Source organism: Microbispora rosea (assembly GCF_900156315.1).
Lineage (GTDB): Bacteria > Actinomycetota > Actinomycetes > Streptosporangiales > Streptosporangiaceae > Microbispora > Microbispora rosea.
Map to the genome: position 1 here is coordinate 1 of NZ_FTNI01000046.1, position 12,996 is coordinate 12,996.

The 12,996-nt window shown below is 71.7% G+C and carries 19 protein-coding genes; 18 read left to right on the plus strand and 1 reads right to left on the minus strand.

Going from position 1 to position 12,996, the window contains the following annotated elements; genetic code table 11:
• Both BXA11_RS38630 and BXA11_RS38635 read left to right on the plus strand, forming a co-directional pair.
• The coding region (locus BXA11_RS38630) for a fructose 1,6-bisphosphatase (protein ID WP_143734776.1) at positions 1–538 on the plus strand (538 nt) is incomplete at its 5' end.
• Between the two features lie 2 nt (positions 539–540).
• Positions 541–753: a DUF1918 domain-containing protein gene (locus tag BXA11_RS38635; protein WP_076442726.1), complete on the plus strand. Its 213-nt coding sequence runs from the start codon at positions 541–543 to the stop codon at positions 751–753.
• A gap of 10 nt (positions 754–763) precedes the next feature.
• Here the strand turns inward: BXA11_RS38635 and BXA11_RS38640 are convergent, their stop codons facing one another.
• Positions 764–1,402, minus strand: a complete 639-nt coding sequence (locus BXA11_RS38640) for a phosphoribosyltransferase (protein ID WP_076442729.1) — start codon at positions 1,400–1,402, stop codon at positions 764–766.
• Positions 1,403–1,485: 83 nt separating this feature from the next.
• Between BXA11_RS38640 and BXA11_RS38645 the strand changes: the two genes are divergently transcribed.
• The 16 genes from BXA11_RS38645 (at position 1,486) to BXA11_RS45890 (ending at position 12,994) form a co-directional block, all read left to right on the plus strand.
• A complete protein-coding gene (locus BXA11_RS38645; protein ID WP_076442732.1) occupies positions 1,486–1,707 on the plus strand; it encodes a hypothetical protein in 222 nt (73 codons plus the stop codon).
• A gap of 9 nt (positions 1,708–1,716) precedes the next feature.
• Positions 1,717–2,757 (plus strand): LacI family DNA-binding transcriptional regulator, encoded by a 1,041-nt coding sequence (locus tag BXA11_RS38650; protein WP_076442735.1) that lies wholly within the window; start codon positions 1,717–1,719, stop codon positions 2,755–2,757.
• Positions 2,748–3,923 (plus strand): sensor histidine kinase, encoded by a 1,176-nt coding sequence (locus BXA11_RS38655; protein ID WP_076442737.1) that lies wholly within the window; start codon positions 2,748–2,750, stop codon positions 3,921–3,923. The genes BXA11_RS38650 and BXA11_RS38655 overlap by 10 nt, the downstream gene beginning before the upstream one ends.
• Entirely contained in the window at positions 3,920–4,570 is a 651-nt protein-coding gene (locus tag BXA11_RS38660; protein ID WP_076442739.1) for a response regulator, read from the plus strand. Before BXA11_RS38655 ends, BXA11_RS38660 begins: the two co-directional genes overlap by 4 nt.
• A gap of 77 nt (positions 4,571–4,647) precedes the next feature.
• Positions 4,648–4,920 (plus strand): transglycosylase, encoded by a 273-nt coding sequence (locus BXA11_RS38665; RefSeq protein WP_076442741.1) that lies wholly within the window; start codon positions 4,648–4,650, stop codon positions 4,918–4,920.
• Positions 4,921–5,127: 207 nt separating this feature from the next.
• Positions 5,128–5,697 carry a D-sedoheptulose-7-phosphate isomerase gene (locus BXA11_RS38670; protein ID WP_239105320.1) on the plus strand — a complete coding sequence of 190 codons (570 nt, stop codon included), beginning with the start codon at positions 5,128–5,130 and terminating at the stop codon, positions 5,695–5,697.
• Positions 5,694–5,918, plus strand: a complete 225-nt coding sequence (locus BXA11_RS38675) for a HypC/HybG/HupF family hydrogenase formation chaperone (RefSeq protein ID WP_030510843.1) — start codon at positions 5,694–5,696, stop codon at positions 5,916–5,918. The genes BXA11_RS38670 and BXA11_RS38675 overlap by 4 nt, the downstream gene beginning before the upstream one ends.
• On the plus strand, positions 5,915–6,580 hold the full coding sequence (locus BXA11_RS38680) for a D-sedoheptulose-7-phosphate isomerase (protein WP_030510842.1): 666 nt from the start codon (positions 5,915–5,917) through the stop codon (positions 6,578–6,580). Before BXA11_RS38675 ends, BXA11_RS38680 begins: the two co-directional genes overlap by 4 nt.
• Positions 6,570–7,619: an NADH-quinone oxidoreductase subunit B family protein gene (locus BXA11_RS38685; RefSeq protein WP_076442745.1), complete on the plus strand. Its 1,050-nt coding sequence runs from the start codon at positions 6,570–6,572 to the stop codon at positions 7,617–7,619. Before BXA11_RS38680 ends, BXA11_RS38685 begins: the two co-directional genes overlap by 11 nt.
• Before the next feature lie 2 nt (positions 7,620–7,621).
• Complete coding sequence (locus tag BXA11_RS38690; RefSeq protein ID WP_076442747.1) at positions 7,622–9,397, plus strand: nickel-dependent hydrogenase large subunit; 1,776 nt, start codon at positions 7,622–7,624, stop codon at positions 9,395–9,397.
• The gene (locus tag BXA11_RS38695; RefSeq protein WP_076442750.1) at positions 9,394–9,888 is read left to right on the plus strand and encodes a NifU family protein; all 495 of its coding nucleotides are present in this window, start codon (positions 9,394–9,396) and stop codon (positions 9,886–9,888) included. The genes BXA11_RS38690 and BXA11_RS38695 overlap by 4 nt, the downstream gene beginning before the upstream one ends.
• Positions 9,885–10,505 carry a DUF5947 family protein gene (locus tag BXA11_RS38700; protein WP_076442753.1) on the plus strand — a complete coding sequence of 207 codons (621 nt, stop codon included), beginning with the start codon at positions 9,885–9,887 and terminating at the stop codon, positions 10,503–10,505. The genes BXA11_RS38695 and BXA11_RS38700 overlap by 4 nt, the downstream gene beginning before the upstream one ends.
• Before the next feature lie 2 nt (positions 10,506–10,507).
• Positions 10,508–11,143 carry a DUF6084 family protein gene (locus BXA11_RS38705; protein ID WP_076442755.1) on the plus strand — a complete coding sequence of 212 codons (636 nt, stop codon included), beginning with the start codon at positions 10,508–10,510 and terminating at the stop codon, positions 11,141–11,143.
• The gene (locus tag BXA11_RS38710) at positions 11,140–12,420 is read left to right on the plus strand and encodes a hypothetical protein (RefSeq protein WP_204054081.1); all 1,281 of its coding nucleotides are present in this window, start codon (positions 11,140–11,142) and stop codon (positions 12,418–12,420) included. Before BXA11_RS38705 ends, BXA11_RS38710 begins: the two co-directional genes overlap by 4 nt.
• A gap of 8 nt (positions 12,421–12,428) precedes the next feature.
• A complete protein-coding gene (locus BXA11_RS38715; protein WP_036408247.1) occupies positions 12,429–12,896 on the plus strand; it encodes a hydrogenase maturation protease in 468 nt (155 codons plus the stop codon).
• The gene (locus BXA11_RS45890; protein ID WP_373320710.1) at positions 12,890–12,994 is read left to right on the plus strand and encodes a DUF6893 family small protein; all 105 of its coding nucleotides are present in this window, start codon (positions 12,890–12,892) and stop codon (positions 12,992–12,994) included. The genes BXA11_RS38715 and BXA11_RS45890 overlap by 7 nt, the downstream gene beginning before the upstream one ends.
• Positions 12,995–12,996 lie beyond the last annotated feature (2 nt).

Below are 12,996 nucleotides of genomic sequence, written 5' to 3' on the forward strand. Positions count from 1 at the left end.
GGCGCGCTACGTGATCCACAGCGTCCGTTCCAAGACGCTGGGCGCGACCGCGGCGGCGACCAGCACCCAGCGTCTGTCGCTGATCGCGGGCAAGTACGTCGGCAAGGACGATCCCGTCATGATCGTGCGCTGCCAGTCGGGCCTGCCGGCCGTGGGCGAGGCGCTGGAGCCGTTCACCTTCGCCTACTCGGTGGCGGGGTGCATGCGCGGCTCGCACCACGCGCCCTTGATGCCGGTGGCCGTCGGGCAGGCGCATCCGTCGCGGTTCGACGGTCCGCCGCGCGTGGTCGCGCTCGGCTTCCAGATCAAGGACGGCAGGCTGATCGGCCCGCGCGACATGTTCGACGACCCGGCCTTCGACGGAGCCCGGCGACAGGCCGGCGAGGTGATGGACTACCTGCGCCGCCATGGCCCGTTCGAGCCGCACCGACTGCCGCTCGAGGAGCTGGAGTACACCACGATGACCTCCCTCACCAGGCGCCTGGCACACCGCTGGACGCCGATGACGACCGAGGTCGCGACCCCGGTGGGTGGCTGATGATGAGGGCCTCCGTCGGTGACCGCCTGATCGTCGAGAGCATCCATCGGGGCAGGGCGGGCCGCGTCGGGATCGTGATGGCGCTCTACCACACCGACGGCTCGCCTCCCTACCTCGTGAGATGGCTCGACGAGGAGCGGGAGACGCTGTGCTTCTACCCGGGACCGGACGCCCGGATCGAGCACTCCTGGGAGCGGCTGCCCGAAAGCCCCTGATCAGCTCTGATCAGCTCGCGCGCAGGCAGTCGATCACGTCCTCGTCGCTTGTCTGGGTGAAGTCGTCGTACCACGCGCCGATCGCGTAGAAGTGGTCGGGCGTGTCCAGGCAGACGACCTCGTCGGCGTCCCTGCGCAGGCTCGCGATCGTCTCGGGGGCGCCGACCGGCACCGCGAGCACCACCCGGGAGGCCCCGTGCGCCCGGGCCACCTGGCAGGCGGCGCGGGCCGTCCCGCCCGTCGCGATCCCGTCGTCCACCACGATCACCGTACGGCCGGCCAGGTCCACCGGCTCGCGGCCGGCCCGGAAGCGGCGGGCCCGCCGCTCCAGCTCGGCCCGCTCGCGCCGCTCCACCCCGGCCATCTCGTCGCGGGTCATGTTGGCGAGCCGTACGACGTCGGGGTTCACCACCCGCACCCCGCCCTCGCCGATGGCGCCGAAGCCCAGCTCCGGCTGGTACGGCACGCCCAGCTTGCGTACGACGATCACGTCCAGGGGGGCGCCGAGGGCCCTGGCGACCTGGAACGCCACCGGCACGCCTCCTCGGGGCAGCCCGACGACGACCGCGTCCTCCATCCCCGGGAGTCCGCGCAACAGCTCGCCCAGGCGCAGGCCGGCGTCACGACGATCGACGAACACGGCAGCCATCCCCGCCTTTCACCCTTGTCTTTCACCGTCGGCTCCGGCCGCCTGCGGCGGTAGGGCCGAAGGACCCGGGGAAGACTTGGAGCATGTCCCATCCCGGAGAAATCGACGAGCTGAAAACCAGGCTCGACGCTGCGGAACGGCAGGTGCGCACGCTCGCCGAGGCCGTTCGGGTGCTGGCGGGCGGCCTGGAGGGCGGACCGCTGGAGGAGGCCGGGCGGGCCCGGCCCGAGCACGCCGCCCGGCTCGCCCACGAACTACTGCTCGCGGCCGGTCTGATCCAGCCCAAGGAGAGCGAAGGCCCATAGACTGTCGCCGTGACCTCGACCGACCAGGCCCTCGACGGGGAGATCCCGCCTCAGAGGCTGACCGTGGCCGAGATCGCCCACCTGGCGGGAGTGTCCGCGCCGACCGTGTCGCGGGTGCTCAACGGGCATGCGGGAGTCGCCCTGGCCACCCGGCAACGGGTGGAGGCGGTGCTGCGGGAGCACGGATACCGGCGCCGCGACAGCGAGCCCGCGGCGATCATCGAGCTCGTCTTCCACGCCCTGGAGAGCCTGTGGGCGCTGGAGATCATCCAGGGCGTCGAGCAGGTCGCCAGGGAGCATGAGCTGGCCGTGGTGCTGACCGAGATGCAGGGCCGGCTCACCCCTGGCAGGGCGTGGACCGAGCAGGTGCTCGCCCGCCGTCCCACCGGCGTCGTGGCGGTCTTCTCCGAGCTCACGGTGCAGCAGCAGTCGCAGCTCGCCACCCGCTCGATCCCCCTCGTCGTGCTCGACCCGACCGGCGAGCCGCTGCACGAGACCCCGTCGGTCGGCGCGACCAACTGGAGCGGCGGGATGGCCGCGACCCGCCACCTGCTCGACCTCGGCCACCGCCGCATCGCGATGTTGAGCGGGCCGACGCAGTGGCCGTGCTGCCGGGCGCGGCTCGACGGTTACCGCGCCGCGATGGACGCGGCGGGCGTGCCCGTGGACCCCGAGCTCGTGCGGGTCAGCACCCTCTATGTGGAGGGCGGCCTGCGTGACGGGGCCGAACTGCTGCACCTGCCCGATCCCCCGACCGCCGTCTTCTGCGCCAACGATCTGCAGGCGCTCGGCGTGTACGAGGCCGCCAGGCGGGCCGGGGCGCGCATCCCCGAGGATCTGAGCGTGGTCGGGTTCGACGACCTGTCGTTCACCCAGTGGGCCGGGCCGCCCATCACGACCGTACGGCAGCCGCTCGTGCAGATGGGGGCCGCCGCCGCGCGGATGGTCCTGGCCCTCGCGCAGGGCGAGCGGCTCGAACAGCACCGGGTCGAGCTCGCCACCGCCCTCGTCGTGCGGGAGAGCACCGCACCGCCACGCGGATGCGTGTAGGGGGATGGGCGGCCGACGCCGGACTCGGTGTGATCTTCGCCGCGGTGCTGGCCTTCTGGGCCTATCGGATCGCCGATAGCTGGGGCGGCGGCTACTGGGGGTTCGACTGCGCCGCCGGCGCCGTGGTGTGTGTGATCGCCCTGGCACGCCGGTTCGACCCGGCCCGGGCGGCGGCGGCCGGTCTGGCCGTCGCCGCGACCGCCGTCCTGGCCGCCAGGTTCGCCGATCTGCCCAGCGAGCCCGGTCCGGGGATGGCCCTCGGCCTGGCGGTGCTGGTCGGCACGGCGGTCAGGGCGCTGCCGGTCGTCACGACCTGCGGCGTGGCGGCCGGTGGGCTGGCCGTGGCCACCGGCAGCCTGCTGACGGCGCACACGCTCGCCGCCGGAGTGCCCTCGGTCACCGCGATGAACGTCCTGGTCTGGGCCGCCGCCGTCGTGGCCGGGCTGTTCCCGCGGCTGCTCGACGCCCGCAGGCGGGCCGTCGCCGAGGGGGTGCGCCGCGCGGAACGGCTGCGCCTCGCCCGCGAGCTGCACGACGTCGTCGCCCACCACGTCACCGGCATCGTGGTGCAGGCCCAGGCCGCCCGGCTGGTCGCGCACAAGAGCCCCGGCAAGGCGGGCGACGCGCTGGCCGAGATCGAGGCCGCAGGGTCGGACGCGCTGGCCGCGATGCGCCGCGTCGTCGGCCTGCTGCGCGACCCGGACGAGCCCGCCGCCCGCGCGCCCGGCGGGCCGGGCGGGCTGGACGGGCTGGACGAGCTGGGCGAGCTGGTCGGGCGCTTCGAGGCGGGCGGCCGTGCGGTGCGCCTGCGGCTGCCGGACGAGGAGGAGACGGCGACGTGGCCGCCCGAGGTGGCCGGCACGGTCTACCGGGTCGTGCAGGAGTCGCTGACCAACATCTCCCGCCATGCTCCGCACTCCCGCTCGGTCACGGTCAGCGTGGAACGGGACCGTGAGACGCTCACCGTCGAGGTCGCCGACGACTCGTCGCGGGGCCCCTCGCGGCACCACCAGCGCGGCGGGTACGGCCTGATCGGGATGCGCGAGCGGGTCGAGGCGCTCGGCGGCACGCTGCGCGCCGGGCCGCGTCCCGGGGCCGGCTGGTCCGTGCGCGCCACCCTGCCCGTGCCCCGGTCGAAGGCGCTGCCGGAGCGGGCACGCCGATGACGATCAGGGTGTTGGTGGCCGACGACCAGGCGATGGTCCGCGGCGGCCTGCGGCTGATCCTGGAGGACCAGCCCGACTTCGAGGTGGTCGCGGAGGCGGCCGACGGCGCCGAGGCCGTGGAGGCGGCCCGGCGGCTGCGGCCCGACGTGTGCCTGGTGGACGTGCGCATGCCGCGGCTCGACGGCATCGAGGTCACCCGTGCCCTGGCCGGGCCCGGCGTGCCCGACCCGCTGCGGGTGGTCGTGGTCACCACGTTCGACCTGGACGAGTACGTCTACGGCGCGTTGCGGGCGGGCGCGACCGGCTTCGTCCTGAAGGACTGCGGCCCCGCCCTGCTCGTGGAGGCCGTGCGGGCCGCCCACCAGGGGGACGCCCTGGTCTCCCCTTCGGTCACCCTGCGGCTGCTGCGCCACCTGACGGCTCGGCTGCCGGCCCCCGGCAGGGCGGACCATCCGCTCTCCAACCGGGAGTTGGAAGTCGTCAGGGCCGTCGCCCGGGGCCGTACGAACCAGGAGATCGCGGCCGAGCTGTTCATCTCGCTGAGCACGGTCAAGAGCCACGTGGCCGGCATCCAGGCCAAGCTCGGCCTGCGCAACCGGGTCGAGGTCGCGGCCTGGGCCTGGGAGAACCGCATCGCAGGCTCCTAATCCTCCCACTTTGTCATGTTTTGTCCGGTTTGACCTGGGCAGAAGGCAGGCAGCCGAAACACAAGGAGGGTGGCAGCATGGCCGTCAGCGGCATCATCTCCGCCATAATCATCGGACTCATCATCGGCGCTCTCGGCCGGCTGGTCGTTCCCGGGCGCCAGGCCATCCCGATCTGGCTCACCATGATCATCGGTATCATCGCCGCCCTCATCGGCTCGGCGATCGCCCGGGGCGTGGGAGTCGCCACCACCCCGGGGGTCGACTGGATCGAGCTGATCATCCAGGTGGCCCTCGCCGCCGTCGGCGTCATGGCCGCCGTAATGTTGTACCGCCGCAGAAGCGTCGGTTAGTTCCTCGCTCCGCCGATGGCCCCGGCACGACTGGGGCCATCGGCGCGCCCGGACTGTCATGGTCTTTGCGAAATCACCGACATCTATTGATTCCCCCCGTCACGGCGCGGCGTACGGTCGTTAACCAGGGGCTTGACGATCCGGGGGAAGTGGTCCGCGATGGACCAGGCGGTCCTTGCACGTGTTCCTGAGGTGTTCGCTCGCCGTGTGGGGCCGGCGCTCGGCCTTGCCGACGAGGCCGACGTGGTGGCCAGGGCCTGTCACGCCATGGCGACGCGCTTCCACGGCGGCGGCAGGCTCATCGTCTTCGGCAACGGCGAGGCCGCCACCGACGCCCAGCACATATCGGTGGAGTTCGTCCACCCGGTGATCGTGGGAAAACGGGCGCTGCCGTCGTTCTCCCTCACGAGCGACGTGGCGACGATCACCGGGGTGGCCGCGACGGCGGGCCTGGAGGAGGTCTTCGCGCACCAGCTTCGCCGTCTCGCCGCGCCGCAGGACATCGCGCTGGGCGTCTCTTCCGACGGCGGCTGCGTGAACGTGCTCAGAGGCCTGGAGACGGCGCACCGGCTCGGCCTGCTCACGCTGGCGCTGACCGGCGGCGACGACGGTGGCCCGATCGGGCGCAGCCCGGCCGTCGACCACGTCCTGATCGCGCGCTCCGCCGACCCCCGCGTGGTCAAGGAGGTGCACGTCACCACCTACCACATCCTCTGGGAGCTGGTGCACGTCTTCTGTGAGCAGCCCGGCGTGCTGGATCCACGGGTCGTCCCATGAACTGCCACGACGAGACGTGTGTCACCTGCTCGGACCAGGCGGTCGCGGTGACCGTCGTACGGCTCCTGGAGCGGGACCTCGCCCTCGTCGACACCGGCCGGGGCCGGGAGGTGGTCAGCGTCGCCCTGGTGGAGGCCGAGCCCGGCGCCACCGTCCTGGTCCACGCCAAGGAGGCCATCGCGGTCGTGAGGGAGATGAGCGTGAGGGAGATGAGACAGTGAGCGATATCGAGGCGCTGTACCCCTTCCTCTACTCGGGGTCCTCGGACCTCGACGCGGTGATGACCTCCGTACGCCAGTCGACGGTGGAGAAGGTCGACGAGATCGTCACCCTGCGCAGGACGGTGCTGGAGCGCGACGGGGACCGGATCGCCGCCTGCGCCGCGGCGATGGCGAAGGCGTTCGCGGCGGGGGCCCGGCTGTTCGCCTTCGGCAACGGAGGCAGCTCGACCGACGCCCAGGACGTGGCCACGCTCTTCATGAACCCCGGCGGCACGGCACGTCCGTTGCCGGCGTTCGCCCTCACGGCCGACATCGCGGTCGTGACGGCGCTGGCCAACGACATCGGCTTCGAGGTGGTCTTCGCCCGGCAGCTCGCCGCGTCGGCCTTCGCGGGAGACATCGCGCTGGGCCTGTCGACCAGCGGGAACTCCCGCAACCTCATCGCGGCGTTCGAGGAGGCCGAGCGGCGCGGCATGCTCACGGTCGGGCTGGCCGGCTACGGCGGCGGCCAGATGGCCGAGCTCGGCACCATCGACCACCTGTTCGTGGTGCCCTCGGCCTCGGTCCACCGGATCCAGGAGGCCCAGACGACCGTCTACCACGCGCTCTGGGAGCTCACCCAGCAAGCCCTGGCGAAGGCCGGTGACAACGATGACGGCTGACGGACAGAACGAGCCCGTCGTCCACATCCTGTGGATAAACGCCGGGCTGAGCTGCGACGGCGACTCGGTCGCGCTCACGGCCGCGACGCAGCCGAGCATCGAGGAGATCGTGCTCGGCGCGCTGCCCGGCCTGCCAAAGGTCGCGGTCCACTGGCCGCTGATCGACTTCGAGTGCGGCCCGATGCAGGGCGCCGACACCTTCATCGAGTGGTACTTCAAGGCCGATCGGGGTGAGCTCGACCCGTTCGTGCTGGTCATCGAGGGATCGATCCCGAACGAGTCGATCAAGCGCGAGGGCTACTGGTGCGGGTTCGGCAACAACCCCGACACCGGCCAGCCGATGACGACCAGTGAGTGGCTCGACCGCCTCGCGCCCAAGGCGACCGCCGTGCTCGCCGCCGGCACCTGCGCGACGTACGGCGGCATCCACGCGATGGCGGGCAACCCGACCGGGGCGATGGGCGTGGCCGACTACCTGGGCTGGGACTGGCGGTCGAAGGCCGGGCTGCCCATCGTCAACGTGCCCGGCTGCCCGATCCACCCCGACAACCTGTCGGAGACGATCCTCTATCTGCTCTACCAGCTCGCCGGGCAGGCGCCGATGATCCCGCTGGACCACGCGCTGCGCCCCACCTGGCTGTTCGGCCAGACCGTGCACGAGGGCTGCGACCGGGCGGGCTACTACGAGCAGGGCCAGTTCGCCACCGAGTACGGCTCGCCGAAGTGCCTGGTGAAGATCGGCTGCTGGGGGCCGGTCGTCAAGTGCAACGTGCCCAAGCGCGGCTGGATCAACGGCATCGGCGGCTGTCCCAACGTGGGCGGCATCTGCATCGCGTGCACGATGCCCGGCTTCCCCGACAAATTCATGCCGTTCATGGACGAGCCGCCCGGCGCCCGTGTCTCCTCCACCGCGAGCGCGGCGTACGGCACGGTGATCCGGGCGCTGCGCGGCATCACGTCCAAAACGCTCGACAAAGAGCCGAAGTGGCGCAAGAAGGGCCGCGAGCTGCTCACCGGTTACAAGGCTCCCTGGAGTTAGCGATGACCCTGGAACGCGAACTGGTCGAGATGGCCTGGGACCCGATCACCAGGATCGTCGGGAGTCTCGGCATCTACGCGAAGGTCGACTTCGCCAACCGCGAGGTCGCCGAGTGCTACAGCACCTCGTCGGTGTTCCGCGGCTACAGCATCTTCATGAAGGGCAAGGACCCGCGCGACGCCCACTTCATCACCAGCCGCATCTGCGGGATCTGCGGGGACAACCACGCGACCTGCTCGGTGTACGCCCAGAACATGGCGTACGGTGTGCGCCCGCCGCACATCGGCGAGTGGATGATCAATCTCGGCGAGGCGGCCGAGTACATGTTCGACCACAACATCTTCCAGGAGAACCTGGTCGGGGTCGACTACTGCGAGAAGATGGTCCGCGAGACCAACCCGGGCGTGCTGGCGCAGGCCGAGCGCACCGAGGCCCCGCACGCGGCCGACCACGGTTATCGCACGATCGCGGACATCATGCGCTCGCTGAACCCGCTGGAGGGCGGGTTCTACCGCGAGGCGCTCGCGATGAGCCGCACCACCAGGGAGATGTTCTGCCTGATGGAGGGCAGGCACGTGCACCCCTCCACGCTCTACCCCGGCGGGGTGGGGACGGCGGCGACCGTGCAGGTGTTCACCGACTACCTCACCCGGCTGATGCGGTATGTCGAGTTCATGAAGCGGGTCGTCCCGATGCACGACGACCTGTTCGACTTCGTCTACGACGCGATGCCCGGCTACGAGCAGGTGGGCCGGCGGCGGGTGATGCTCGGCTGCTGGGGCAGCTTCCAGGACCCCGAGCACTGCGACTTCGACTACCGGACCATGAACGACTGGGGCCGCAGGATGTTCGTCACCCCGGGCATCGTGGTGGACGGAAAGCTCGTCACCAACGACCTGGTGGACATCAACCTCGGCATCCGCATCCTGCTCGGCAGCTCCTACTACGACGACTGGGCCGACCAGGAGCCGTTCGTCACCGAGGACCCGCTGGGCAATCCGGTGGACATCCGTCATCCGTGGAACCAGCACACGATCCCGCATCCGCAGAAGCGGGACTTCGCCGGCAAGTACAGCTGGGTGATGTCGCCGCGCTGGTTCGACGGGCGGGACCTGCTCGCGCTCGACACCGGCGGCGGCCCGCTCGCCCGTCTGTGGGTCACCGCCCTGTCGGGCCTGGTGGACATCGGCTACGTCAGGTCCACCGGCCACAGCGTGGAGATCAACCTGCCGAGGACGGCGACCCGGCCGGAAAAGACGTTCGAGTGGCGCATCCCGCAGCGGAACGGCGAACTGCTGTCCAACGCCGTCGAGCGCAACCGGGCCAGGACGTACTTCCAGGCGTACGCCGCCGCGTGCGCGCTGCACTTCGTGGAGCAGGCGCTGGGCGAGGTCCGCCAGGGGCACACCCAGACCTGGTCGCCGTTCACCGTGCCCGACGAGGCGGTCTCCTGCGGCTTCACCGAGGCCGTGCGCGGCGTCCTGTCCCACCACATGGTGATCAGGGACGGAAAGATCGCCAACTATCACCCGTATCCGCCGACGCCGTGGAACGCCAGCGTGCGTGACTTCAACGGCACGCCGGGGCCGTACGAGGACGCGGTGCAGAACACGCCGATCTTCGAGGAGAACCCGCCGGAGAGCTTCAAGGGCATCGACATCATGCGCACGGTCCGCAGCTTCGACCCGTGCCTGCCCTGCGGTGTCCACATGTACCTCGGCCGGGGCAGGCAGCTGCGCGTGGTGCACAGCCCGCACGCGTTCACGGGGACGCCATGACCCACGACGTCGCCGCCACCGGTGAGCGGATCGAGCGGCTCATCGCGGAGCTGACCGGCGAAGGAGCCCGGGCCAGGGCCGAGGAGCTCGTGCGGGAGATCGTCGGCCTGTACGGCGCGGGCCTCGAACGGGTCATGGCGATCGTCACCGAGGCAGAGGTGGCCGGCGCGCTGCGCGGTCTGGTGGAGGACCCGCTGGTCTCCGGCCTGCTCGTGCTGCACGACCTGCACCCGCTCACCACCGCGGAGCGGGTGCGGGCCGCGCTCGACGGCCACCCTCATGGTCACGGGGCCGAGCTGCTGAGCGTGGAGGGCGGGGTCGTACGGCTGCGCCTGGAAGGGGCCTGCGGCTGCCCCTCGTCACGGAAAACCGTCACCGAGTCGATCGAGCGGGCCATCGCCCGGGTGGCCCCCGAGGTGACGCGGGTCGACGTCGAGAGCGCCGTCAGGGATGCCACGCCGCTGCTGCAGATCGGCAGGCGCCCGTCATGAGCACCGGCCTGCGCCGCTTCCGCGACCCGGCCCGGGCCGAGCCGGCCGAGCCGGCCCAGCGGTGCGAGCTGTGCGCCGAACTCCTGGACGGGGAGCACGGGCATGTCGTCGACCTGGAGACCCGCGCGTTGATGTGCGCCTGCCGAGGCTGTCGTCTGCTGTTCGTGCGGCCGGGCCAGGGGCGCTATCGCGCCGTGCCCGACCGCTTCCGCTACGCGCCGTCCTTCCGGATCTCCCCCGCCGACTGGGACGACCTGGGCATCCCCGTGCGTACTGCGTTCTTCTTCCGCAACTCCTCGCTCGGCCGCACCGTGGCCTTCTACCCCAGCCCGGCCGGGGCGACCGAGTCGCTGCTCCCGCTCGCCACCTGGGAGCGGGTGATCGCGGCCAACCCGGCGCTGGCGGACACCGAGCCCGACGTCGAGGCCCTGCTGATGGACCGGGCTCCCGACGGGTCGTTCTCCTGCCATCTCGTGCCGATCGACGCCTGCTACCGGCTCGTCGGTCTCGTGCGGCTGCACTGGAAGGGCTTCGGCGGCGGGAGGGAGGCGTGGGAGGCCATCGACGGCTTCTTCGCCGCCCTGCGCCGGCGGGCCCGCGTTCTGAAGGAGGTTTGACCTTGGACGATGGTCTCCGCTTCGACTGCCTGGACGCCCGGCCCGAGCCGTACGCGGCCTCGCCCACGCTCGTCTTCCGCCTGCGCGTCGTCGACCCCTCCCCCGAGGGCGTCCACGCCATCGCGCTGCGCTGCCAGATCAGGATCGAGCCGCGTCGCAGGCCGTACGGGCCGCAGGAGGCGGCGCTGCTGGCGGACCTGTTCGGCGCGCCGGCCCGATGGGGTGACACGCTCCAGCCGGTGCAGTTCGCCATGGCGCAGACGATGGTGCCCGCCTTCACCGCGAGCACGGAGATCGACCTGCCCGTGCCGTGCGGCTACGACCTGGAGGTGGCCGCGGGCCGATATTTCGCCTCACTGGACGACGGCGAGATCCCGCTGCTCCTGCTGTTCAGCGGGACCGTGCTGGCCCGCTCCGGCGGCGGGGTGAGCATGCGGCAGATCCCCTGGCACTGCGAGACCCGCCACCGTCTGCCGGTCGCGGTGTGGCGCGAGACGATCGACACCGCCTTCCCCGGCTCCGGGTGGCTTCGGCTGCGCCGCGACACCGTGCGCGAGGTCCTCCGCTTCAAGTCCGAACGGGTCCTCGCGACCGTCGACGATGCCATCGAGCTGCTCATGAAGGAGGCCGGCCGGTGACCGCGCCGATGGAGGCCGCCCGCCGAGTCGCGGACGCCGTGCTGTACGAGGGCTACCTGCTCTACCCCTATCGCGCCTCGGCCGCCAAGAACCGCATGCGCTGGCAGTTCGGCGTGCTCGTGCCGCCGAACTACCCCGGCGAGCCGTCGGGCAGCGTGACCGAGTGCCTGCTGGAGGCTCCCGGGGAGGACGCCACGCTCGACCTGCGCCTGCGGTTCCTGCACGTCAGGGGCAGGACGGTCGAGCGGGAGGAGGACGACGGCTACTGGCCCGTGCCGAAGCTGACCGTCGGCGGCCGCGATTACCTCAGCTTCGACGAGGCCACCGAGCGGGAGGCCCGCGCCACGCTGTCCCTGGCACACGTGACGGCCGGGCGGCGCACGATCGAGGTCCGGGTGCCGGGCGACCGCGTCTTCGAGAACATCGCCGGCCCCGGCGGCGAGCGGACCGGCCGGATCGTCTGCGAGCACCAACCGCTCGACGCGGAGCTGCGGATCTCCGCGGAACGGCTGCCCGGGCCGTACGGGCTGGTCCGGTTGCGGATCGAGGTGGAGAACACGGCCCACTGGGAGCGGGCGGACGCGCCGCGCGAGGAGGCCCTGCGCCGCTCGCTGGTCGCCGCCCACCTGCTGATCGGGGTGAGCGGTGCGGCCTTCGTCTCGCTGCTCGACCCGCCGATGTGGGCCGAGGCGGCGGCGCGGCAGTGCCGCAACGAGAACACCTGGCCGGTGCTGGTGGGCGAGGCCGGCCGCCGCGACGTCGTGCTGTCCTCACCGATCATCCTGTACGACCACCCGGCCATCGCTCCGGAAAGCCCCGGCGACCTGTTCGACTCGACCGAGATCGACGAACTGCTCACGCTGCGCACGCTGACCCTGACCGAGGAGGAGAAGCGGGAGGCCCGGATCACCGACCCGCGCGCCGCCGAGATCCTCGAACGGGCCGCCGACCTGCCGCCGGAACTGCTCGAACGCCTCCACGGCGCCATCCGTCATCTGGAGGTCCCCGCCAGGACGACGTCGGAGGACGACACCGTGACCGTGGCCGGGGTGCGGATCGCCAAGGGCAGCCGAGTGCGGCTGCGGCCGGGCCACCGTCGTGCCGACGCGCACGACATGTTCCTGGCCGGGCGGATCGCTCTGGTCGAGGCGGTGTTCCTCGACGTGGACGGGGTGCGCCACCTGGCCGTCACGCTGGAGGACGACCCCGGCTCCGACCTGCAGCGCGAGCAGGGAAGGTTCCTCTACTTCGCGCCGGACGAGGTGGAACCCGCATGAGAACCGGCATGAGAACCCTGGTGGCCGGCGTGGGCAACGTCTTCCTCGGCGACGACGGATTCGGCGTGGCGGTGGCGCGCCGCCTCGCCGCCACCGGGGTGCCCGACGGGGTGGAGGTCGGCGACTTCGGCATCCGCGGCATCCATCTCGCCTACGAGCTGACCTCGGGATACGACCTCACGATCCTCGTCGACGCGATCCCGGCGGGACGGGCTCCCGGCACGCTCAGCGTCCTGGAGCCCGCTTCGCCGGAAGCGGCGCCGGCCTTCGTGGACGCGCACGCGATGACTCCCGAGGCGGTGCTCACCCTGGCCTCCGGCCTCGATCGCCCGCGGGGCGACCGGGTCCTGCTGGTCGGCTGCGAACCGGCCGACGTGACGCCGGGGATGGACCTGAGCCCGCCGGTCGCGGCGGCCGTTCCCGAGGCCGCCGGCCTCGTGCTCGAACTGATCGCAGAGGAGGGACGGCGATGCTGAAACGCGTGGTCTTCGTGCTGCTGGCGGCCGGGGTGGCCGCGCTGGTCCTCCAGTCGCTGCCCGATATCCGGCGCTATCTGCGGATCAGAAGGATGTGACC